The 22,868-nt window shown below is 68.5% G+C and carries 17 protein-coding genes; 8 read left to right on the top strand and 9 right to left on the bottom strand.

What is annotated here, in order from left to right:
* Window positions 1-143 precede the first annotated feature (143 nt).
* Entirely contained in the window at window positions 144-1,331 is a 1,188-nt protein-coding gene (locus tag EV671_RS16085; protein ID WP_243655761.1) for a sensor histidine kinase, read from the top strand.
* Window positions 1,332-1,565: 234 nt separating this feature from the next.
* On the opposite strand, the gene EV671_RS16080 is transcribed toward EV671_RS16085, so the two are convergent.
* From EV671_RS16080 to EV671_RS16055, 6 genes are all read right to left on the bottom strand, one after another.
* Complete coding sequence (locus EV671_RS16080) at window positions 1,566-2,261, bottom strand: hypothetical protein (protein WP_132573538.1); 696 nt, start codon at window positions 2,259-2,261, stop codon at window positions 1,566-1,568.
* On the bottom strand, window positions 2,231-2,650 hold the full coding sequence (locus EV671_RS16075; RefSeq protein ID WP_132573536.1) for a hypothetical protein: 420 nt from the start codon (window positions 2,648-2,650) through the stop codon (window positions 2,231-2,233). The genes EV671_RS16080 and EV671_RS16075 overlap by 31 nt, the downstream gene beginning before the upstream one ends.
* A gap of 135 nt (window positions 2,651-2,785) precedes the next feature.
* Window positions 2,786-3,607: a ParB N-terminal domain-containing protein gene (locus tag EV671_RS16070; RefSeq protein WP_132573534.1), complete on the bottom strand. Its 822-nt coding sequence runs from the start codon at window positions 3,605-3,607 to the stop codon at window positions 2,786-2,788.
* Window positions 3,608-3,683: 76 nt separating this feature from the next.
* Entirely contained in the window at window positions 3,684-4,886 is a 1,203-nt protein-coding gene (locus EV671_RS16065) for a glycoside hydrolase family 27 protein (protein ID WP_132573532.1), read from the bottom strand.
* A 19-nt stretch (window positions 4,887-4,905) separates the two neighbouring features.
* Entirely contained in the window at window positions 4,906-6,348 is a 1,443-nt protein-coding gene (locus tag EV671_RS16060; RefSeq protein WP_132573530.1) for an MFS transporter, read from the bottom strand.
* A gap of 145 nt (window positions 6,349-6,493) precedes the next feature.
* Window positions 6,494-7,564 (bottom strand): LacI family DNA-binding transcriptional regulator, encoded by a 1,071-nt coding sequence (locus tag EV671_RS16055; RefSeq protein ID WP_132573528.1) that lies wholly within the window; start codon window positions 7,562-7,564, stop codon window positions 6,494-6,496.
* 174 nt (window positions 7,565-7,738) lie between these two features.
* Here EV671_RS16055 and EV671_RS16050 point away from each other — a divergent pair, with 174 nt between their 5' ends.
* From EV671_RS16050 to EV671_RS16040, 3 genes are read left to right on the top strand one after another with little or no spacing between them, the layout of a single operon-like run.
* Entirely contained in the window at window positions 7,739-8,671 is a 933-nt protein-coding gene (locus EV671_RS16050; RefSeq protein WP_132573526.1) for a PfkB family carbohydrate kinase, read from the top strand.
* Window positions 8,672-8,679: 8 nt separating this feature from the next.
* A complete protein-coding gene (locus tag EV671_RS16045) occupies window positions 8,680-10,062 on the top strand; it encodes a GH1 family beta-glucosidase (RefSeq protein WP_132573524.1) in 1,383 nt (460 codons plus the stop codon).
* 32 nt (window positions 10,063-10,094) lie between these two features.
* Window positions 10,095-11,630 carry a tryptophan halogenase family protein gene (locus tag EV671_RS16040; RefSeq protein WP_132573522.1) on the top strand — a complete coding sequence of 512 codons (1,536 nt, stop codon included), beginning with the start codon at window positions 10,095-10,097 and terminating at the stop codon, window positions 11,628-11,630.
* 77 nt (window positions 11,631-11,707) lie between these two features.
* On the opposite strand, the gene EV671_RS16035 is transcribed toward EV671_RS16040, so the two are convergent.
* Both EV671_RS16035 and EV671_RS16030 read right to left on the bottom strand, forming a co-directional pair.
* Window positions 11,708-14,782 (bottom strand): TonB-dependent receptor, encoded by a 3,075-nt coding sequence (locus EV671_RS16035; protein ID WP_132573520.1) that lies wholly within the window; start codon window positions 14,780-14,782, stop codon window positions 11,708-11,710.
* 158 nt (window positions 14,783-14,940) lie between these two features.
* Window positions 14,941-17,433 carry a glycoside hydrolase family 2 protein gene (locus EV671_RS16030; protein WP_132573518.1) on the bottom strand — a complete coding sequence of 831 codons (2,493 nt, stop codon included), beginning with the start codon at window positions 17,431-17,433 and terminating at the stop codon, window positions 14,941-14,943.
* Between the two features lie 190 nt (window positions 17,434-17,623).
* Between EV671_RS16030 and EV671_RS16025 the strand changes: the two genes are divergently transcribed.
* From EV671_RS16025 to EV671_RS16010, 4 genes are read left to right on the top strand one after another with little or no spacing between them, the layout of a single operon-like run.
* Window positions 17,624-17,857, top strand: a complete 234-nt coding sequence (locus tag EV671_RS16025; RefSeq protein ID WP_132573516.1) for a hypothetical protein — start codon at window positions 17,624-17,626, stop codon at window positions 17,855-17,857.
* Between the two features lie 40 nt (window positions 17,858-17,897).
* On the top strand, window positions 17,898-20,012 hold the full coding sequence (locus EV671_RS16020) for a GDSL-type esterase/lipase family protein (RefSeq protein WP_243655763.1): 2,115 nt from the start codon (window positions 17,898-17,900) through the stop codon (window positions 20,010-20,012).
* Window positions 20,009-21,226: an AGE family epimerase/isomerase gene (locus tag EV671_RS16015; RefSeq protein ID WP_132573512.1), complete on the top strand. Its 1,218-nt coding sequence runs from the start codon at window positions 20,009-20,011 to the stop codon at window positions 21,224-21,226. Before EV671_RS16020 ends, EV671_RS16015 begins: the two co-directional genes overlap by 4 nt.
* Window positions 21,226-22,233, top strand: coding sequence for a glycoside hydrolase family 5 protein (locus EV671_RS16010; protein WP_132573510.1), 1,008 nt, complete (start codon window positions 21,226-21,228; stop codon window positions 22,231-22,233). The genes EV671_RS16015 and EV671_RS16010 overlap by 1 nt, the downstream gene beginning before the upstream one ends.
* Here the strand turns inward: EV671_RS16010 and EV671_RS16005 are convergent.
* Window positions 22,230-22,799 (bottom strand): hypothetical protein, encoded by a 570-nt coding sequence (locus EV671_RS16005; protein WP_132573508.1) that lies wholly within the window; start codon window positions 22,797-22,799, stop codon window positions 22,230-22,232. The genes EV671_RS16010 and EV671_RS16005 overlap by 4 nt on opposite strands.
* Window positions 22,800-22,868: the final 69 nt, after the last annotated feature.

Raw genomic sequence — 22,868 nt, 5'->3', positions numbered from 1 at the left:
GCCCCACGGGGCCCTTCCCACTGGCCGGACCGGCTACCGGCTTACGCGCAAAACCGCGTCCTCACCGCCGAATAAGCGCGGATCCTGACCGCCGCTAACAGCAGGAGCGCCTGGCGCTACTCAAGTCCACGGCGGGGGCGGAATTGAGCGAGAGCCTAGACATTTTCGGAGCCCATGTCGAGACGGTACTGCGCGAATGCCGGCAGGTTGCGGATCTGCTGACCAAGCTGACGGCAGTGCCCGTTGCTGCTCGCGTCGACGAGATCCAGGGCTTGCTTAACGGTGAGCAAGCCCTGGCGGCCCGGCAGTCCCAGCGATACCGCCGCTATCTGTTCTGGTTTGCCGCGGCGCTGATTGCCTCGCTGGTCTACGCTGCGGTGCTCATCGCGCGCAGCCATGCCCTGGTTCGCAGCATGAACAAGGCCTTGGTTGAGGCCAATGAGGGGCTGGAGCAGAAAGTCCAGGCACGCACCTCTGAACTACTGAAGGCCAACGAAGAACTTCAAGCGGTGAATCGCCAATTGACCGACACGACCCGGCAATTGGTGCAGTCCGAGAAGATGGCCTCGGTGGGGGTGCTGGCCGCTGGCGTTGCGCATGAGCTCAACACGCCCATCGGCTTCGTGTCGAGCAACCTCGGTGCGTTGTCGGACTATGCCGATCAAATGCTGTCGTTGCTGGAGAGCTATGAGGCGGTCGAGTTCCTGCTCCATCCCATGGAGTCCGAGACCTCGTTGCGCCTGACCGAGGCCAAGCGAAACATCGATCTACCGTATCTGCGTCAGGACCTGCCGGAACTGATTCAGGAGTCGCGCGCCGGCCTGGAGCGTGTACGTAAGATCGTCGCGGACTTGCGGGCTTTCACGCAGTTGGACACCGTCGGCAGCCAGTCCTTTGACTTACACGAGGGGCTCGACCAGGCGATTGGCCTACTGGGCCGGCAGTTGGCTGGCAAAGCGGAACTGGTCCGGAGCTTCGGTAGCTTGCCATTGGTGGAATGCCAGACCGCGGAAATCAATCAGGTCTTCATGAATCTGCTACTCAACGCGGCGCAGGCCATCGGGGAGCATGGCCGCATCGAGGTCAGCACTGGCACGGACGGCGGCGATGTCTGGGTCCAGATCGAAGACAACGGTTGCGGAATCTCCGATGCCCAATTGCCGAAGATCTTCGACCCCTTCTTTACGACAAAGCCGGTGGGAACCGGTACTGGACTGGGCCTGTTTGTGTCGCACGCTATCGTGAAGAAGCATGGGGGGCGCATCAAGGTGGACAGCGAGGTCGGTCGGGGGACATGCTTTCGGGTGTGGTTGCCGGGCGTGCGCTACTGACCTGAATCGAACCGAACCCCTTGCAGCGAGGCGATCGGGAGGGCCTTCGGACGCTTTCTTTTCTGCACTCAGACTGTTGTTGCCGCATCCCTTCTGAGTCCGTCGTTGACGCCAGATGCGTCAAGGTCACCACGACCTCGAGAGGATTGTTCATCTCCGACACGGTGTCGGATGAGGAACTGTTTAAGGCATGCCGGGAGGCAGCCGAGGCGCGCCGGTGCGCCGTGCCCGGTCCTACTGCACCTGGGTGCTGGCCTTCCACGCCTCCCGTTCCCGTTTGGCGAGCTGCGCCATGGCCTCGCGTTCCAGGTTCTTGGCGGCGAGCCGCCGGGCCTGAACCTTGGCAGGCGCCCTTTCGGCGGTCGCGCGCGGGCTCATGACCTCGCCCAACAGGATCTGGAACTCGACGTCGCGGGCCCGGCTGAAGTTGGCGGAGCGCTTGGCATCGTCGACCAGCATGACCCGGATCGGGTTCAGGCGCAGCAGGGCACGCCAGCGCGCGTCGAGCGACGCGAAGTAGGGGATGAAGAACGAGCCCAGCACGGTTTGGCGGGCCGCGTCCTGCAGGGCGCGCAGGTGCGTCATGTCCCAGGCCATGCCGCGGGCGGCCTTCAGCGTCTTGTCCGAGGGGCTGATCAGGGGGCCGAAGAACGGCGCGACCGGCTTGGCGGTGATGCCGCTCCAGATCAGCGTCAGTTCCAGCAAGGGCAGGGCGCCCAGCTCGAAAATGCTGAAGTCGACCAGGTCGCGCAGGATGCGCCTCGGATCGGGCTTCGGGGCCGTCTTCCACAGGCTGGAGAAGCGAAGCAGGAGCGCCTCGGCGCCCAGGGCCCAGGCTTCACGCTTGAGGACCAAGGGGCTCGAATGCAGGCTCGTCAGGAACTCTCGGGCCTTGGGTTTCAGCTGCTCGCGCAGGTCGTCGGCCGGCATGGCGAACTTGAACTGCGTGGGGTCGGCCAGGAAGGCGTCCCAGTCCAGGTGATCGAGCATGTAGAAGGCGACGAGGGTGTCCAGGGGCGGTCGTTGTCGTCCTGGTCCCGATCGAAGCGCGTGTTCTCGATCAGAAACGGCTGGACGTCGAGCTGGACGCGCGGATTTGCAGCCTTGAGCTTCAACACGGCGGTGACGCGGTCGCGGTCGGCCTTCTCGACGTTGCGTCCGTGGAGCATGGCCTTGAGCTTGTCGGCGAAGTTCGAATCGAAGCCGATGGAGTAGTCCAGGGGCACGTTCGAGTGCCCGCCGGTCAGCAGGTTCTGGACGGCCGTGTGCGCCGACACCATCAAGGCGCGCGGGCCCTCGAAGATCGGCGTGACGGTCAATGTTGTCGCCAGAGGGCAGTCTCAAGGGGGGAATTCTTGTCGGACAGCTGAGGCCCGTCAGGCGGCGGCCGTGAACGAGTCGTCATTCGCTGCATTTCTGCGCCGGTTGACATAATGAACATTGTCGCCAATTTATCAAACCGCCCCGTGTGCGCGCAAGGCCGCCAGTTCCTGCCGCAGCGCAGAGTTCTCGGCCTCGAGTTGCGCAATGCGTTGTTGCAACGACTCCATCGAGCTGCCTGAAGCCTGGTCCACGACCGCTTCGGGCGACGGTGGGCTCGCATCCGGCGCCGGGCTGGCAGCCGGCGGCTTGCGCCGGGACTCGCGCACGCGCTTGGCGGCCTGCTTGAGTTCCTCGGCACCCACAGTGGCGGCAGCCGCCTGTTCCTCGACCGGCAGCGTGGCGACGGCCGCGGCGGCGTTGATCGAGATCGCGCCGGCCTTCACCGCCGCCACCAGCTCGGGGGCGCCTTGCTTCTGGATCTTCTCGATCAGCAGCACCTGGCTGCTGCTCAGACGGGCGGCCTTGGCCAGGGCCTCGCGCGTCTGCAGTGACTCCTGGGCGGGGATATCGGCGGGCTCCTGAGGCGCTGCGGCCTCAGCCGCGGGAGCCGGTGCGGCCGCGCGTGCGCGCCTCCCGGCCACGATCTCGCGCTTGCGCAGCGCTAGCACGCCGCGCTGGAAGTCGGAGACGCTGCGCCGGCCCAGGTGCTGGTCGATCATCCACAGGTGCACGTCCTCGAAGGACTTGAAGCGCGGGTTCTGGACCGTCTGGAAGCTCAGCCCGTGCTTGCGGCAGATGCCGTAGCGGTTGTGGCCGTCCACCAGCACATCGCCCCAAAGCACCAGCGCGTCGCGGCAGCCTTCGGCGAGGATGCTGCGCTCCAGGGCCTCGTATTCCTCCGGCGTCAATGGGTCGATGTAAGCCTTGAGTTCTTCGTTGACGACGATATCCATGGAGGCTGGCGCAAAAAAGGGGCGCATTCTAGAGAGGGCGCACAACGCGCCTGCGCCCTGCCCCCTCAGGTGCAGCTCAAGGCAGTGCCGGCGTCACGCGCAGCATCAGCACGCCGTGGCTGGCCACCCGGCCGCCGGTGCGGCCGGCGACGCCATGCGTTTTCCTGCCTGACCACAGGTCGTGCACGTCGGCCTTCAGCCGCGTCGGCAGGTCGAGAAGTTCCCAGCTCACGGACATCTCGGCCGCCGCATCGCCACGGTTGAACAGCACGACGGCGCGGTCACCGCCCTGCAGCGGCCGCACCCAGACCTCCAGCGGCCCCTGGCGCCAGACGCGCCGGCCCTGGCGGCCCAGCGGGTCCTGGTCGACCTTGATGACCTCGGCATTGGTCAGGATGCGGCGCGTGTCCGCGTCCATCTTCGCCATGTCGTTGCCGGCCACCAGCGGCGCGGCCAGCATGGCCCAGATCGAGAAATGGCTCTCGTACTCGGTCGTCGTCATGCCGCCGTTGCCGACCTCCAGCATGTCGGGGTCGTTCCAGCCATTGGGCGCTGCTTCGCTCCACAGCTCGGCATTCATGTCGATGATGTCCAGCAGGCCATGCGACCACTCCTTGGGGCCCTGCCAGGCGTCGCGGATGTCACCCGTCGTGCGCCACAGGTGGCCCACCGGATGCGCCCAGCGGCCCGGGTGGCTGCTGCCCCACTCGCAGATGGACAGCAGGATGTCGCGGCCCGACTCCCGCAGCGCCTTGGCCATCAGCATGTAGGCGGCCGGGGCGTCGCGGCTGCCGGTGTGGCACCAGTCGTATTTCAGGTAGTCCACGCCCCACTTCGCATACTGGCGCGCGTCCTGGAACTCATGGCCGGCGCTGCCCGGGCGGCCGCCGCAGGTCAGCACACCGGCGTCTGAGTAGAGGCCGAACTTCAGGCCCTTGCCGTGCACATAGTCGGCCAGCGCCTTCATGCCCGACGGGAAGCGCTCGGGGTCGGGCTGGATGTTGCCGTCGGCGTCGCGGCTCTTCTGCCAGCAGTCGTCGATGACGATGTAGGTGTAGCCGGCCGCCTTCATGCCGGAGGCAGCCATCGCATCGGCCTGCTCGCGGATCAACTGCTCGCTGACGTTGCAGGCGAACTTGTTCCACGAGTTCCAGCCCATCGGCGGCGTGGGCGCCAGGTCGGGCTTGGGGGCGTCGAGATGCAGGGTTTCGTGCGCCTGTGCGCCGCCAGCGGCCAGCAGGCAGGCCAGCAGCGCAAGGCGCAGCCAGTTTGTGAACATTGCGGGCTTTCCGAAGGGTTCAGACGGTGCCGCGGCGGGCTTCGAGTTCCGCGCGGATCTCGTGCATGCGCTGCTCGGTCAGGAAGTAGCGCGACACGACGTAGAGGGCCACCAGCAGGCCGCAGATCGGGATGCCCGACAGGAAGATGCGGATCAGCAGGATGGCGCCCTCGTCCTGCGCGGGCAGCTTGGCGTCGAAGCCGGTGAACTGCAGCACCCAGCCCGAGGTCATATTGCCCAGGGCCAGGCCGACCTTGGAAATCCAGGAGCCGCAGGCCGCGAACGAACCCTCGCGGCGCTGGCCGCTGTCGAGCTCGTCGTGGTCGATGACGTCCGCCATGGCAGAGCCGTAGATGGTCCAGAAGCCGGCGCCGATGAAGGCCACGCCGCCGCTGGCGAAGAGCTGCAGCCAGGGCAGCTGCGGGTTGTAGAAGAACCAGTCGCCGACGAAGGCCAGCACGCCCAGGGCCAGCACGGTCATCAGCGCATTGCGCTTGCCGTGGGCCCGCGCCACCCGGCCGGCGAAGGCGATGCCGGCCAGGCCGCAGGCCATGCCGGCCACGCCCATCATCGAGTTCCATTTCGTGGCCTCGGCGATATTGCCGCCGCAGACGTAGTAGACGGTCGCGTAATAGCCCAGCAGCCCGACCATGGCCGTGGCCATGTTGTAGGCCAGCATGGTGCCCAGCATCTGGCGGAAGGGGCGGTTCTTCAGCGTGCGGTAGAGGGTGTCCTTGAAGGGCACGCGCTGCGTGCTGCGCTTGACGACGGACTCGTAGTAGCGCTCGCGCGTCAGCAGGAAGATGGCCACCGACACGACGACCATGATGCCGCCCAGCATGCTGGTATAGACCTGGGCGCCGCGCAGGATGTCGGGCTTGCCCGAGGCGTCATTGAAAAGGGCCAGAGTCGTGAACTGGGCGGCAACGAACATCGCCAGCTCGGGGATCTTCTGGATCGCGTTCTTCACCGACATCACGCGCGTGCGCTCGTGGTAGTCGGGCGTCATCTCGGCGCCCAGGCTGTTCCAGGGCATGTTGAAGCAGCTCATCACCGGCACGTAGAGGCAGGTGGAGACAAGCATGAAGACGAAATACTCGCTGTCGCTCCAGCCGCGGCCGACGGCGAACATCAGCGGCAGGCCAATGCCCGCCAGCACGCCGCCGACAAGGATGAAGGGCCGCCGACGCCCCCAGCGCGTGCGGGTGTTGTCCGAGATCCAGCCGAACAGCGCATCCGAGACGGCGTCGACGAAGATCTTCAGGCCCAGGGCCGTCGAGATCAGGCCCGGCGCGACGCCGAGGAAGACATTGAAGACATGGAAGGCCAGGGACTGGTAGAGCCAGTGCCCCCACATGTCGAGGAAAGAACCGAGGCCGAAGCCGATCTTCTGCGGCAGCGGCACGCGGTCCCCGGCGGCGGTGGCTGACTGCGTGGGTGCTGGCGCTGCGAAACGGGGCATGGGAGGCGCGGCGGCCCCATCGGCATCGGCAATCACGGCTCTGTCTCCTGGGCCGCATAAGACGGCATATTTTTAGTAAACAGAGATATTTTTGTCCGATGTTCTATCCGGCGATAGGCGGTGCAAACACCTATGCCGGCGGGCGTCAGCCCTTGGCTGCAGCCGCCTGGCGCCCGGGCTTGCGCGCCGGGGCGGCCTCTGCCCCGGCGACGTCGACGTCGACGTCGCCGACGCGCGAGCTCTCGCGCACCACCAGCTCCACCGGCAGCGAGGCGTCGTTGGGCTCGATGTCGCCCTCGATCAGCGCGCGGGCCGCCACATGGCCCAGCGCCTCCTTGTCCATCTTCACGGTGGACAGCGACGGCTTGTTGTGCGCGGCCTCCTCGATGTCGTCGTAGCCGATGAAGCGGATGTCCTCGGGCACGCGCAGGCCGCGTTCGCGGCAGAACTCGATCGCGAAGATGGCCGTCGAGTCGTTGTAGGCGAACACGGCGTCGGGCGGCTCGGGCAGCGCCAGCAGGCGGCGCATCGCGTCGCGGCCCGCGTCGCGGTATTCCAGCGCCGGGTCCAGCGTGACTTCGTAGTCGGGGTCGAACAGCCGGCCGGCCTCGTAGAGCGCGCGGCGAAAGCCCTTGGCGCGCAGCGACACCGAATGATGGGCGAGCGGCCCGAAGATGGCCGCCACGCGCCGGGCGCCGCCGTCCAGCAGATGGCGCGTCGCCAGCCAGGCGCCGAGCTGGTTGTCGTCGTTGACGCAGCGCACGCCCGGGAAGAAATGGTCCACCAGCACCAGCGGCAGCTCGCAGCGGCGGATGGCGTCCATCGCCTCGGGGTCGAAATAGCCCGCACCGAGCAACGCGTCGGATTCGTGCCGGCGTACCTGGGAGGCCACGTCGTCGCCCGCCAGCACCGACATGATGCTCAGCGGCACCCCGGCCTCGCGGCAGGCCGTCTCGGCGCCATGCAGCACATACGAGTAGAAGGGGTTGTTGGCCAGCGAGCCGATGCTGCGGTTGTAGAGGAAGAGGATGCGCCGGGGCTTGCCGGTGCGCAGCTTGGCCGTGTCATAGCCCAGCTGCTGGGCGACGTCGAGCACCTGACTGCGCGTCTGCTCCGACAGGCCCGGCTGGCCCTTCAGCGCCCGGGACACGGTGCCGATGGACACCCCCGCTGCCTGGGCCAGCTCACGAATCGTCACCCCCCGCTTGTCGGCCATGCCCGAACTCCATTTGTTTAGCTGCGCGAACCGGCACGATTGTGGCATCCCCTGCCCCGGGCCGCTTTGAAGCGCCCTGCATCCGGGGCCGATCCGGGATCACCCTGAGCTAATGTTGTTCACTAAACACATATTGTTTGCATAGAATATTTCGTCCTTCCATCCGTTGCAAAGATGCCCCGTTGCCCCATCGCCGTCCTGGGCGAAGCCCTGGTGGACGAATTCCATGACGGCCCGGTCGCGGGCGGCGCACCCTTCAACGTGGCGCGCTCCCTGGCCGCCCTCGGCGTGCCGGCCCTCTTCATCAGCCGCATCGGCGCCGACGATGCCAATGGCCGCCTCCTGCTGCAGAGCGCGCGGCGCTACGAGCTGGCCGAGCAGGGCCTGCAGCGTGACATGGCGCATGCAACGGGCCGCGTCAGCGTGCACGAGCGGCCCGGCGGCGGGCACAGCTTCGAGATCCACGGCGACGCGGCCTGGGACCATCTCGACGCCGACCCCGCGGGAGCGGCGCTTGCCGAGGCCGGCCCCGGGATCCTCTACTTCGGCAGCCTTGCCCAGCGCCACCCGGTGTCGCGCGCGGCGATACGCGCCCTCGCCAAGGCCTTTGCCGGCGTGCGCCTGCTGGACCTGAACCAGCGCCCCGGCACCGACACGCCGCTGCTGGCCGCCGAGTCGCTGATGCTGGCCGACTGGGTCAAGGTCAACGACGAGGAGCTGGCGCGGCTGGCCGCGTGGTTCGCCGATCCGTCCGGCACCGAGGCTGCCCAGGTGGCCGCGCTGATGGACCGCTTCGCGCTGCAGCGCCTGGTGCTGACCTGCGGTCCCGAGGGCTGGCGCTTCTACGGCCCGGGCGGCGCCCTGCTCGCGCAAGGCGGCGGCGCAGCCCAGCCCCGCCTCGTCGACACCGTCGGCGCCGGTGATTCCTTCACCGCGCTGCTGCTGGCCGGCCTGGCCCTGCGGCGCGACCTGCCGGCCACGCTGGCCCTGGCCAACCGCTATGCCGCCTTCATCTGCGGCCTGCGCGGGCCCCTGCCCTCCCATCCGCAAGCCCTGGCCTCCTGGCGCGAAGCACTGCAGGCGCTGCCGCCCTCCCCCGCCGCCTGACCGAGCCCATGGACCTGACCCCGCCTCCCACCCTCGCCGAGCTCGTCTCGCCCCCGGCCGGTTCGGCCATGCGCCGCCGTGATTTCATCTTCGGCGCGGGCACCTCGTCCTACCAGATCGAAGGCGCCGCCCGCGCGGACAGCCGGCTGGAATCCATCTGGGACCGCTTCTGCGCCACGCCCGGCAAGGTGCTGCGCGGCGAGACCGGCGCCGTCGCCTGCGACCACTACCACCGCTGGCGGGAAGACCTCGACATCCTGGCCCGCCTGGGTGTGGACGCCTACCGCTTCTCCATCGCCTGGCCGCGCGTGATGGACGAGGCCGGCAGACCCAACCACCGCGGCATCGACTTCTACAAGCGCCTGCTCGGCGGCCTGGCCGAGCGCGGCATCCGCGCCTTCGTGACGCTCTACCACTGGGACCTGCCGCAGCATTTGCAGGACCGCGACGGATGGCTGAACCGCGGCACGGCCTGGCGCTTTGCCGACTACGCCGACCTGATGAGCCGCGCGCTGGCCGGCCATGGCGACGTGGCTGCCTGGACGACGCACAACGAACCCTGGTGCTCGGCCTACCTGGGCTATGGCGACGGCCACCATGCGCCGGGCCTCAAGTCCCCGCGCTGGGCTGCGCAGGCCATGCACCACCTGCTGCTCGGCCACGGCCTGGCCCTGCCGGCCCTGCGCGCCAATGCACCGCGGGCCCAGCACGGCATCGTCGCCAACGTGGCGCCGGGCTACGCCGACAGTGACACGGCCGCGGACCGCGACGCCGCCCATCTGTTCGAGACCTTCCAGAACCGCTGGGTGCTGGACCCGCTGCTCAAGGGCGAATACCCGGCCGACCTGTGGCGCTACTGGAAGGGCTGCGAGCCCGCGATGCAGCCAGGCGACATGGACATCATCCAGCGCCCCATCGACTACCTCGGCCTTAACTTCTACAGCCGCGCGTTGCTGCGCTCCGCCGGCCCCGACACCATGGCCTGGGTGCGCCGCCCCGACGTCGAGCGCACGACGATGGACTGGGAGGTCTACCCGCAGGGCATGCAGGACCTGCTGGAAGCCCTCGACCGCGAGTACGTCAGGCTGCCGCCGCTCTACATCACCGAGAACGGCATGTCGAGCCATGACGCCATCAGCCGCGGCGAGGTCGACGACGTGCAGCGTCAGGCCTACATCAAGCGCCATTTCGCAGCCTGCTCGCGGGCGATGGAGAACGGCGTGGACGTGCGCGGCTACTTCATCTGGTCGCTGTTGGACAACTTCGAATGGGCCTTCGGCTACGAGCGCCGCTTCGGCCTCGTGCACGTCGACTTCGACACGCAAAAGCGCACGCTCAAGCGCAGCGCGCTGGCCTACGCCGACTTCCTGCGCGAGCGCGCGGCGGGGTAGCGCCAGGACGGCACAGCACCCGGAGGCATCGCATGGACAATTGGGGCCGGCCACTGCGCAAGGTGGTCATCGTGGGCGGCGGCGCCGCGGGCTGGATGTCGGCCGCGGCGCTGAGCGCGGTGCTCAAACCGCCCTACGAGATCCGCCTCGTCGAGTCCGACGAGATCGGCATCATCGGCGTGGGCGAGGCGACGATCCCGCCGATCCGCCTGTTCAACAGCCTGGCCCGCATCGAGGAAGCCGACTTCCTGAAGGCCACGCAGGGCACGTTCAAGCTCGGCATCGAGTTCGTCAACTGGGGCCGCCAGGGCGAGCGCTATTTCCACGGCTTCGGCGGCATCGGCCGGGAGAAGCTCTGGCCGGTGGACTTCAGCCACTACTGGCTGCGCATGCGCGCGCTGGGCCGCGCCCTGCCGCTGGACGCCTATGCCATCTGCAATATGGCGGCCCGGGCCGGGCGCTTCATGCTGCCCAGGCCGGAGATGCAGAACTCGCCGCTGAACGCGATCAACTACGCCTACCACTTCGACGCCTCGCTCTACGCCCAGGCCCTGCGCCGCATCGGCGAGGCGCGCGGCGTGCGTCGCACCGAGGGCAAGGTCGTCAACGCGCTGCTGCACGAGCAGCCCGGCCCCAGGCAGGGCCAGCTGCGAGCGGTGCAGATGGAGGGCGGCGAGCTCATCGAGGGTGACCTCTTCCTGGACTGCTCGGGCTTCCAGGCACTGCTGATCGAGAAGGCCCTGGCCACCGGCCACGAAGACTGGAGCCACTGGCTGCCCTGCGACCGCGCCGTCGCCGTGCCCAGCGAGCCCGCCGGCCCGCTGCTGCCCTACACCCGCTCCACGGCCCACCGCGCCGGCTGGCAGTGGCGCATTCCGCTACAGCACCGCGTCGGCAACGGCCATGTCTATGCCAGCAGCCATGTCGGCGACGACGAGGCCGCCGACGTGCTGCTGCGCCATCTCGACGGCCGGCCGCTGGCCGAGCCGCGCGTCATCAAGTTCCGCACCGGCATACGCCGCCAGGCCTGGAACCGCAATGTCGTCGCCATCGGACTGGCGGCGGGATTTATCGAGCCGCTGGAGTCGACCGCCCTGCACCTGATCCAGATGGGCATCGGCGACCTGATCGAGCGCTTCCCGCATGCGGGCTTCGACGCGCTGGAGATCGCCGAATACAACCAGCGCAGCCGCGCCCGCTACGAGTCGGTGCGCGACTTCATCATCCTGCACTACCACCTGAACAAGCGCGACGACAGCGCCTTCTGGCAGGCCTGCGCGGCCATGGACATCCCGGGCACGCTGCGCCGGCGCATGCAGCTCTACGAATCCAGCGGGCGGCTGCTCTACGGCGACGGCGACGAGTTCCGCGAGCCGAGCTGGCTGGAGGTCATGGAGGGCCAGAACCAGCGCCCCAGGGCCTGGCTGCCGCTGGTCGAGCTGCAGGACGCCGACGACACGGCGGCCTATCTGAAGAGTGTCTCGGACACCATCGCGAAGTGCGTGGCCGTGATGCCCGAGCACGAGGCGTTCGTGCGCCGCTACTGCGCCGCGGCACCGATGGATTAGCAGGCCTGACCGGCAAAACAAAAGGGCACCGACTGTGGTGCCCTTTTTCATGCTGCCGGGTCGCCCCGGCCGCGGCCTCAGAAGCTGTACTGCGCGCTCATCTTGTAGACCCGCCCCGACGTGAAGTAGTTGTGGCCGATCATGCCGATGTGCTGCTGCATGATCTGCTTGTAGGTCTTGTTCGTCAGGTTGCTGACCTCGGCGCCCACGGAGAAGTTCTCGCCGAACTTGACATGGATGCCGGCATCGAGCTGGCCGTAGGCATCGGCCCACAGCGGCAGGCCCACCGGCAGGTTGTGCTGGCCATAGGTCGCACTCGCCGGGTTGGTGTCCAGCGCATTGGTCTGGTTGGGGCCGGTGTTGTCCGAGTTCAGCGCCACGCCATAGAGGTATTTGCCGCGCCAGTTGTAGGCCAGGCGCGCCGAGATCGGGCCGCGGTCGAACAGCAGCGCGATGTTGTAGGTATTGCGCGAGAGGTTGTCCAGCGGCATGTCGCCGAAGGAGCGGCCGTCGGTATCGCAGCCGTTGATGTAGAGGTTCAGGTTGTCCTGCCCCGCGCCCGGCGAGCAATAGCCCGTAAACACCGCGTTGTAGCGCTTCACCTTGCTGTCGACATAGGTGTAGTTGGCCTGCAGGCCCAGCCCCTGCAGCCATGACGGCAGCCCGTCGAAGTACTGCTGGTAGGCCAGTTCGATGCCGCGCGCATAGCCCTTGGCGCCGTTGACCGGGCCGTTCAGCACGAAGTTGACCGGCTTGCCGTTGTTGTCGGTGACCGTGCGGTTGAAGGCCTGGTTGACGATGATGTCCTTCAGGTCCTTGTTGAAGACCGCCGTCGTCAGCGAACCGTTCTTCGCGAAGTACCACTCGGCCGTCAGGTCCTCCTGGTCGGAGCGGATGGGCTTGAGCTCGGGGTTGCCGCTCGCCGTGCCGGTGAGGTTGACCTTCTTGACCGTGGGCGGCACGGCCTTGGTGTCGACCTCGATCCCCTGCGACATCTGCAGATAACCCTGCATCTGGCTGAACTGCGGCCGCGCCAGCGCGCGCGAGGCCGCGAAGCGGAACTGCAAGTCCGGTGCCGCCTTGTACTTCAGGTTCAGGCTGGGCAGGTAATCCGTGAAGCTCTGGTTGAACGTCTCCTTCTTGGCGAAGGGCGTGAGGTCAGGCACGGCCACGCCAACTGCCCCGACAGGCGCAGGCTGCGTGGTCAGGATGGTGTAGCCGTCGGCGTCGTTCTTCGTGTGGACGACGCGCAGGCCCACATTGCCGTCCAGCGGCAGGCCCTTTTCATCGAAGGAGAAACGCAGTTGCGCATAGCCGGCCGTGGTGGTTTCGGCCTGCGTGTTGCGGCCGGCCGGGTCGGTGCCGAAGGAGGTCGGCGCCCACTGGACGCCGCCCTGGATGCTGTTCCACTGGTCGCAGCCCGTCACGCCCGGGGCCCAACCCCAGTCCGGATGGGTCAGAGCCTTGCACTGGGTCAGGTAAAGCTGGTGCAGTTTGTTGTAGCTGCTGGGCCAGCCAAAGGCCACCGACGCTGCCGGAAAGTACAGCGACGGCGGTGCCACCTGCCCGTTCATGAAGCCGCTGTAGGTGTTCTTGAAGGTCGGGATGTCGGTCTTGTTGACCCAGGCCAGGTCGTTGATGTTCCAGCCCAGCTGCCAGGCATGGGTGATGGACGCCCAGTTGTAGCTCGGGTTGCTGTTGATGGTCTCGGCATCGCGCTTGGCAATGCGCACGCCGAAGCGCAGGTCGTTCAGGATGGCGCTGTCGTGGAAGACCCAGCGCGCATCGCCCTTCCAGGCCTTCTGCGTGCCCGTGCCCTTGTCCAGGTGGTCCATCATCATGGCCCAGTAGTACTTGGACGGGTCGTTCAGGATGGCTAGGTCGCTGGCATCGAACACCAGTCGCGGCATCGAGCCCGTGTAGTCCACCTGCTCCTTGGGCAGCTGCACGCCGGTGCCCACAGTGGAGTCGAAGTTGCTGGTCTTGGAGCGGATGTATTGGAAGTCGGAGGTCAACGTCAGCTGGTCGTTGACCTTGCCGCCGATCTTCCAGGCCAGCTCGTCGGTCTGCGAGGCCCGCTTGGAGTAGCGCGTCTGGTTCTCGACCTCGAGGCCCTGGTAGCTGCCGTCGGCGTTCTGCTTGCCGGTCAGCGTGCCCTTGGTCATCACGCCGTTCGCGTCGTAAGTGCCGTTCAACACGGTCACGTTGTAGGGGTCGACCTGGGCGCTGACGTTGTATTCGTTCCAGTCGAACTTGTACTTGGAGCGGAAGAAGGTCAGCGAGGACTCGACGTTGTCCTTCTTCCACTGCGCGGCGGCGTAGAGGCCGTCGCGCGTGCGGTTGTAGAACTGCTGCTTCCACGACATGTCGCGCGAGAACCAGGTCGTGCTGGTCGGCGAGGACTTGTAGAACGGGTCCAGCACCAGGCCGTCGGTGCGAGTCGAGCTCAGGGAGTGCGTCACGTCGATCAGCGCGCCGAACTTGCCTGCGTCGGTGTTCCAGGTGTTGGACAGCAGGCCCGAGATGCTGGGCTTGTTCTTCGCGGCCAGGCTGCTGCGCGTGACGTCGGCCGAGAACGCGCCCTTGAAGCCGGAGAAGTCGAAGGGCAGCGCCGTGCGCAGGTTGACGAGGCCGCCGATGGCGCCCTCGATCTGCTCGGCCGACGGATTCTTGTAGACGTCAACGCCGGCCATCAGCTCGGGCGGCACGTCCTCGAAGCCCAGCGTGCGGCCCTGGTTGGCGCTGAAGGTTTCGCGGCCGTTCAGCGTCGAGCTGACGTAGGTGAGGCCTCGGATATTGACGCCCGAGCCCTCGACCGAGAAGTGCACCGGGTCGTTGGACGCCGCGACGCGCGACATCGTCGCCCCCACGATGCGCTGCAGCACCTCGGAGACCGAGCGGTCCGGCAGCTTGCCGATCTCGTCGGCGACGACCGAGTCGACGATCTCGTCCGAGTCCTGCTTGATCTTCTGTGCGGTGGCCAGCGCGGCGCGCCGCCCCGACACGATCACGGTCTCCAATTGCTGGGCATCCTTGGCGGGCGCCGGTGCTGCGGCCGGGGCCGCCGTGTTCTGCGCGATCGCCGGCGCCATCCAGACCACCAGGGTCTGGGCTGCCGCCACGGACAACGCTGTCCTCTTGAAGTGTCTCATCCTCGTTTGCTCCTCTTTGGTGGAAACATTGAGCCTCTTCGGGCCTCGTGCTGCGGCGGTTGGCTTGCAATCTGCCGCCATTTGGTAACGCTACCAATCAGTGTGTTTTTCTAACATCGGGGTAATCAGCGAGAGGGTTTACGCATATCGACCTGCGCTCAACCTCCCGCCTCCGGAATTGCCACGACGCGTGCCGCATGCTCCAGCGCCATGACCTGCAGCCGCTGCGGCCAGGCCCCCGCCACCGCGACGCGCCGCGGCGCGCCGGGCACCAGGTCGATGAAGTTGTCGGCCAGCGCTGCGCCTTGCAGCCACAGACCTTTGACCGGCCGGTCGCAGCCCAGCAGCAGGGTCTGGCCGTCGCGGCGGATGTCGATGCGCGCGCTGCCCAGCCGGTAGAACCTGAAGGGCTCGGTCCAGGCGCAGTCGCGCGCCAGCTCAGTGCCGGCTTCGTCCAGCGCGCACAGCTCGGCCACGACGGGCCCGGTGAAATCCGGCAGCGCCTGCGTCGTCTCCAGGCTCGTCGACGCCGGCACCTCCTGCGCGAGGCGGGCATGGGCCAGCTCGCGCCCGTCCAGCGCGAACACGCGCAGCTGCAGCGTCAGCACGCAGGGCTGCAGGCCTCCGTTCATGACGGCCAGGCGCGCCTGGCCGGCCTCCAACCGCACGGCCACGGCCAGCGGGCTGAGCGCGCGGCGCACCGCATGCCAGGCCGGCTTGGCGGTGCCGGCCGAGTCGATCAGTGCCCAGCTCGTCACCGGCCAGCAATCGTTGAGCTGCCAGACCAGGGCGCCGCCCACGGCCCGCGCGCCGGGTTGCTGCCAGCGGCGGCGGAAGTCCTGGTAGGCCACGCGCATGGCCTCGGCCTGCACGAACTGCGTCGCGTAGACGTGCTCCGCCAGCGTCGGGCCGACGCGCAAGTTGTCGGCCAGGTAGACGGCCAGGCGCCGGTGCCCATCCGGCCCGGTGGCCGAGCCGGCCTTGTTGTGCCACTGCACCGTGCGACTCTCGGGAAAGCGCTCGCCCTCGGGCAACACCGATTCCAGCAGCGCGAGCGAGGGGTGGGACTGCATGCCGAACTCGCTGACGAAGCGCGCCTGCACGTCGCCATAGCGCTGGTAGGGCAGCATCTGCTGGTGCCAGACCTCCCAGCTGTGGCGGTCGCCGACGGTCGCGTCCGAGGATTTGGTGTCGGCACCCGGCGTGAAGGGGCTGCCGGGCCAGTAGACGCGGTCCGGGTCCAGCGCGGCGCAGACCTCGGGCAGCAGGCCCTCGTAGATCGCCCGCGCCTCGAAGCGCTCGGCTTGCACGCCGGGGCCGGCCAGGCCCACCGACTCAGCCAGCATGTAGTCCTCGTTGTTGCCGCACCAGAGCGCCAGGCAGGCGTGGTGGCGCAGCCGCTTCACGGCGGCCTCGGCCTCGGCGCGCACGCTGGCCAGGAACTCGGCATTGGCCGGATAGATGCCGCAGGCGAACATGAAGTCCTGCCAGACCAGCAGACCCTGCTCGTCGCAGGCCTCGTAGAAGGCTTCGTGCTCGTAGACGCCGCCGCCCCAGACGCGCAGCATGTTCATGTTCGCGGCGGCGGCCTGGGCCACGCGCTCGCGGTAGCGGGCCGGCGCGATGCGCTCGAGCAGGTTGTCGTCGGGAATCCAGTTCGCACCCCCGGCAAAGAAGGCCTGGCCGTTGACCTCGAAATGGAAGCTGCTGCCGGCTTCGCCTTCGACGGGCTCCTGCACCAGGCGCAGCGTGCGCAGGCCGGTGCGGCACCGGCTCTCGGCCAGCACGCGTTCGCCGTCCAGCACACGGGCGACCAGGGTGTAGAGCGGCTGCCCGCCCAGGCCGCGCGGCCACCACAGCCGGGCGCCGGCAACGCTGAGCGTGGCGCGGGCCACGGCCGATGCCGGCACCACAGCTTCGGCGACGCATCGGCCCTCGGGGTCCAGCAGCTCGAAGCTGCAGCGCTGGCCGGCGCCCGCCCCTGCCAGCTCCGCCGCGACCTGCAGCGTCGCGCGCGGGCCGTCGAGGCTGGACCGGCATTGCAGCTCGTCGATGCGCGCCGACCAGGCATGCCGGCGCACCGCGCGCCAGGGACCGCCGACGATCAGCTCGGGGCCCCAGTCCCAGCCGAAGTGGTATTGCGCCTTGCGCACATGCAGCCGGGCGCTGTCGCCGTTCCACAGCGCGCGCTTGCCGTGCACGGCCTCCACCGCGCGGGCCCGTGCCAGCGCGGGCTCGAAGCACAGCAGCAGCTCGTTGCAGCCGGGGCGCAGGCGCTCGCGCACGTCCACGCGATGCGGCACGAACATGTTGTCGGTGTCGAGCAGGCGCTCGCCGTTGAGCCAGGCCGTGCAATAGGTGTCCAGCCCCTCGAAGACCAGGTCCTCGTGCGCGGCCAGCTCGCCCGCGTCGAAGCGCAGCCGCCAGGCCCAGCGGCGCTCGCCCACCCAGCGCAGCTCGGCCTCGTTGCGGCCGTAGAAGGGGTCGGGGATGCGGCCGGCCGCGAGCAGCGCGCCATGGGCCGTGCCCGGCACCCGGGCAGGCAGCCAGGCCGCGTCGGGCAGGCCGGCCAGAGCCGGGCCCGCCAGGCCCTCGGGCGCCTCGGCCAGTTGCCAGCCGTCGTGCAGGTCGATCAGTCGTTCAGGGGTCACGTCGCGGGTGTGGTAGCGGTTGCAGCCTCACCTCAGGTGAAGCTAAACATCTATTTGTTGCGCATTTTGTTTCTCTAAATCATGAATCACACTCGGGGATAGTCCTGATGTTCCTCACAAGATGCGACGCATTTCCGCGCGACAACTTCTGCGCATAATGTCAATAGTTTAGTAAACACCAAGAGTCAACGTGACCCATCCGGCCACGCCCACCATCGCCAGGACCCTGCGGCGTAGCCAAGGTGTGCTGGCCCTTTTCGCCTGCCTCGCCGCCCTGCCGGCGCGGGTGCTGGCGGCAGACCTGGTCGTCTGGATGGTGGGGGACGACAAGACGCCGCGCGTGATGCTGCCGGCCGTCGTGCTTTTCCTGCTGTTTCAGCGCCGGTTCGTCGCCGGGCTGCAGGCGGGCGCCACCAAAGGTTGATATGAACGGAATGAAGGGATTTGCATTGGCCTTGTCTTTGATGCTTCCGGCCCTCGGCCATGCGGACGCGCGGTTGCAGGCCGTCATGCAGCGGCTCGATGCCGGCGAGCCCATCACGCTCGCGACGATAGGCGGCTCCATCACCACTGGGTATGCCTCCCAGCCGCCCAGCGAGCGCGGCTGGGCAGCGCTGCTGACGAAGTCGCTCGGCCCCAGGGTCAGGCTGGTCAACGCAGGTGTCAGCGGCACGGACTCGGCCGCCGGCGTGCAGCGCCTGCAGGCCCAGGTGCTGGACAAGTCGCCCGACCTCGTCATCGTCGAGTTCGGCGTCAACGACCAATGGCTGGACCCGGCCGTGCGCGGCAGCAGCTACGAAGCCATCCTGCGCCGGCTGCTCGGCGCGAAGAAGCCGCCCGCCGTCGTCGTGCTCGGCCTGACCCAGCAAGGCAATCAGGCCCGCGATGCCGTCGATGCCCAGTTGCAGCTCGCCGCCCGCTACGGGCTGACGGCGCTGGACTTCGGCCGCTGGATGCAGACCCGCGTCGAGGCTGGCGAGGACCGCTGGGCCGCCCTCTACCACGAACCTGTGCATCCCAACGACACCGGCCACCGGCGCATCGCACTCGCGCTGGCCGACACCCTGCGCGCCGCCGCGGGCGGGCCGGCCGCCGCGCCCGCCCCGCTGCCCGAGCCCGTCTACGGCAGCGCCCATGAGTTCACGCGGCTGCTGATGGGCGACACGCTCAAGCCCTACCAGCAGCACGGCTTCGCGCGCGGCGGCGAGGTGCACCCGGAGTGGCCCGGCCAGCAGCCCGGCTGGGTCACGACCGCCGACGACGCCGAGGCCCATTTCCTCGTCCATGGCAGCGAGATCGCCGTCTTCCACGCCGAGAGCGAGCACTACCGCAATCTCGAAGCCTGGGTGGACGACGGCGCCGTCGTCACGCTGCGCGGCCAGGTGCCCGAGCGCCGCGGCTACCTCGGCTGGCACTACAGCGTCGTCGGCCGCGACCTCGAACCCACGGCCCATCTGCTGCACATCCGCGTCAAGCGCGATGAATGGACCGGCAGCGGCCGCCCGGCCAGCTTGCTGGCCATCATGTCGGCCGGCATCGTCCCGCCGGCCCTGCGCCCGAGCGACTTCGTGGCCGAGGCATTGCCGGGCCGCCCCGTCCCGCTCGATGCCCCGGAGCTGCGTTGGATCGGGCGCATCGGCACGGCCGCCGGCGGCAGGCTGCTGGCCTGGAGTGGCAGCGAGCTGCGCGCCCGCTTCAGCGGCACGCAGCTGGGTCTGAGCTTCGCGTCCACCCATTGGGGCACCAGCCATTTCAGCGTCGAGATCGACGGCCGCCGCCACTGGCTGGCCGCGCCGGGCAATGCCAGCTCGGACTGGCGGCTGCGCGAGCCCCTGCCGCCCGGCGAGCACAGCCTGCGCCTGATCAAGCGCACCGAAGGGTCGATGGCCGAGACCGTCCTTACCGGCCTGCGCCTGGCCGAGGGCGGCCGGCTGCTTGCGCCGCCGCCGGCGCGCCCGCTGAAGCTCGAGTTCTACGGTGACTCCATCACCGCCGGTGCCTGCAATGGCGACATCGCCGACGACCAGTACGAGGATCTCTATTTCCACGACGGCACCCGTGCCTATGGCGCCGTGACCGCCGAGCGCCTCGGCGCGGACTATGTCGGCATCGCGGTCAGCGGCATCGGCATCACGGCCAGCTGGCACGAGCTGCTGATGCCCGATGTGTGGGACCGGTTCGCACCGCGCAAGGATGCGGCCGTCGCCCCGCCGGATGCGCGCACACCCGATGTCGTGCTGCTCAACTTGGGCCAGAACGACCACGGCTTCCCTGCATCCAAGGGCCAGGCCATTGCGACGGACTTCGGCGCGCGCTACCTCGCCTTCGTACGCCAGCTGCGCGCGCGCTACCCACAGGCCCGGCTGGTGCTGCTGATGGGCGGCATGTCGGCACCGCAGGAGCAGCCCGCCATCCCGCATGCCGTGCAGGCCGCCGTGCAAGCCCTGCGCGCCGAGGGCGACGCCAGGGTCTGGCTCTACCGCTTCCAGGCCTTCGCCTGGGCCCATCCCCGCATCGACGTCCATGCACAGATGGCCGACGAGCTGACGCGTTTCCTGAAAGACGAGGTCCTGAAATGACGCCCCCCGACATGCGCAAACCCGAGGCGCTGTGGGCCCATATGCGCCACACGCTGGCCTTCTACGCGCCGCGCGTGATGGACCCCAGCGGCGGCTGCTTCCAGTTCTTCAAGGACGACGGCGCCGTCTATGACCGCCGCACCCGCCATCTCGTCAGCAGCACGCGCTTCGTCTTCAACCATGCGCTGGCCTGGCGTTGGTTTGGCGGGGCTGTGGGCGACGTAGCCCATGCGCTGGCCTTCGTGCGCGAAGCCCACGCGCAGCCCCAGGGCGGCTATGCCTGGGTGCTGGATTGGCAGGACGGCCGCGCCAGCGTCGTCGACGGCAGCAATCACTGCTACGGCCTGGCCTTCGTGCTGCTGGCCCATGCACACGCGGCCGAGGCCGGAGTGCCCGGCGCGCGGGAGGGCATCGCCACCGCCTTCGCGCTGATGGAGCAGCGCTTCTGGGAGCCCGCCCATGGCCTCTACGCGGACGAGGCGACGCCGGACTGGCAGCTCGCCCCCTACCGCGGCCAGAACGCCAACATGCATGCCTGCGAAGCCATGCTGGCCGCCCATGCCGCGACCGGCAAGGCCGACTACCTGGACCGCGCGCTGACGCTGGCCACTGCCATTGCCCGGCGCCAGGCAGCGCTGGCCGGCGGCCTCGTCTGGGAGCACTACAAGACCGACTGGACGTCCGACTGGGACTACAACCGCGACGACAGGACCAACATCTTCCGGCCCTGGGGCTTCCAGACCGGCCACCTGACCGAGTGGGCCAAGCTGCTGCTGATGCTGGAGCGCCGGCTGGGTGATGCCGCGCCGGACTGGCTGCTGCCCACGGCGCGCCGTTTCTTCGACACCGCGATGAAGCATGGCTGGGACGCCACCCATGGCGGCCTCGTCTACGGCTTCGCGCCGGGCGGGGCGGTCTGCGACGGCGACAAATACTTCTGGGTCCAGGCCGAAAGCCTGGCCGCCGCCGCCTGGCTGGCCGTGCGCACCGGCGACGCGGGCTACTGGCAGTGGTACGACCGCCTCTGGGCCTATGCCTGGCAGCATTTCGTCGACCACGAGCATGGCGCCTGGTACCGCATCCTTGGCAACAACAACACCAAGCTCAGCGACGAAAAGAGCCCCGCCGGCAAGACCGACTACCACACGATGGGCGCCTGCCAGGACGTGCTCGCCGCGCTCGGAGTGCAGCCGCCCGCCAGGGGCATCGCGTGATGCGGCGCCTGCTCTGCAGCGCGCTGCTCGCGGCGGCCACGGCCCAGGCGGCGCCGCTCGAATGGCGTGGCATCAGCCTCTCCGGCGCCGAATGGGGTGAGAAGCTGCCCTTCCCCGGCGTCTACGGCAAGGAGTTCGTCTACCCCGGCGTCGCCAGCACGGCCTACTACCAGGCCCGGGGCATGAACCTGGTGCGCGTCGGCTTCCGCTGGGAGCGCCTGCAGCCCAGGCTGATGGACGAGCTCGATGCCGCCGAGCTGGCCCGGCTGCGCGAATTCGTCGACGGCACGACGGCGCGCGGCCTGCATGTGCTGCTGGACCCGCACAACTACGCCGCCTACAAGGACGTGCGCATCGGCACGCCCGAGGTGCCCGTGGCCGCCTTCGCCGATTTCTGGCGCCGCCTGGCACTGCAGTTCAAGGACAACGCCAGGGTCCAGTTCGGCCTCGTCAACGAGCCGCACAGCCTGCCCACCGAGACCTGGGCCACCGCCGCTCAGGCCGCCATCGACGCCATCCGCGCCACCGGCGCCACCAATCTCGTCACGGTGCCGGGCAACGGCTACACGGGCGCCTGGAGCTGGTTCGAGAGCCGCTGGTACGGCAGTGCCAATGCCGAGGTCATGGACCGCGTGCACGACCCGTTGGATCGCATGCTGTTCGAGGTGCACCAGTATTTCGACAAGGACGGCTCCGGCAGCCGGCCCGACTGCGTCAGCCCCGAGATCGGCGCCGCGCGGCTGCAGCGCTTCACGGCCTGGCTGCGCCAGCACAAGCGCCGCGCGCTGCTGGGCGAGATCGGCGGCGGCGCCAATGCGGTCTGCGAGCAGGCCGTGCGCGGCGCGCTGCAGCATCTGCAGGCCAATGCCGACGTCTGGGCCGGCTGGCTGTGGTGGGCCGGCGGCCCGAGCTGGGGCGACTATTTCCTGTCGCTGGAGCCCGATGCCGAGGGGCGCGACAAGCCGCAGATGCGCTGGCTGGCGCCCTTCCTGGCCGGTGATCGCTAGGCCTGGCGCGCCAGCGGGATCTGCAGGTTCGTCGGCCGGTTCGCCTCGGTGTCGAAGCCGCGGCCATCGACATGGCGGGAGCCCCAGAACAGCAGGCCGTGGCTCAGGTGGACGAGGTCGTGCTCCATGAAATGCCGGCCCTCGACCAGGCCGAAGGGCACGAAGGCCTTGCCGAAGACGCTTTGCGCCGCACCGACCTCCCAGCGCGCATAGCCCTGGGCCGCGACCTGGTTCAGCACGTCGGCAAAGCCCTGCAGCAGCGGCGCGACCTCGTAGGCCTCGTCGGCGATGAAGTCGACCTTCTGCGCACCCGACGCGATCGGGTGCTCGCCGCGCCAGAGCATGTGGCCGCGAATGAGGATGCGCGCCAGCGGCAGCTGGCCGAGCGGGTCGGCGTAGTTCGTGACGACCAGCTCGAAACGGTCGCCGGCCGCGTAGCGGAACTCGCGCCGCAGGTGGAAGGGCTTGACGCTGCCATCGGCGTTTTTCTGGCTGCTCGGGCGCAGTTCGGGGGCGAGGCTGGCCCAGCCGCCCAGCAACTGGGTCTTCAGGGTGTCGAGGCTCATGGCAGGGGCTTTCTTTGGTGCGGGCCGCAGGCCCGCGTCGGCACAGTATGCGCAGGCAGGCCGCGCCGG

It is taken from the genome of Roseateles saccharophilus, from assembly GCF_004342485.1.
GTDB classification, from domain to species: domain Bacteria; phylum Pseudomonadota; class Gammaproteobacteria; order Burkholderiales; family Burkholderiaceae_C; genus Pelomonas; species Pelomonas saccharophila.
Note: the sequence above shows the minus strand (reverse complement) of the source record. Positions and strands in the feature narration are given on the sequence as shown.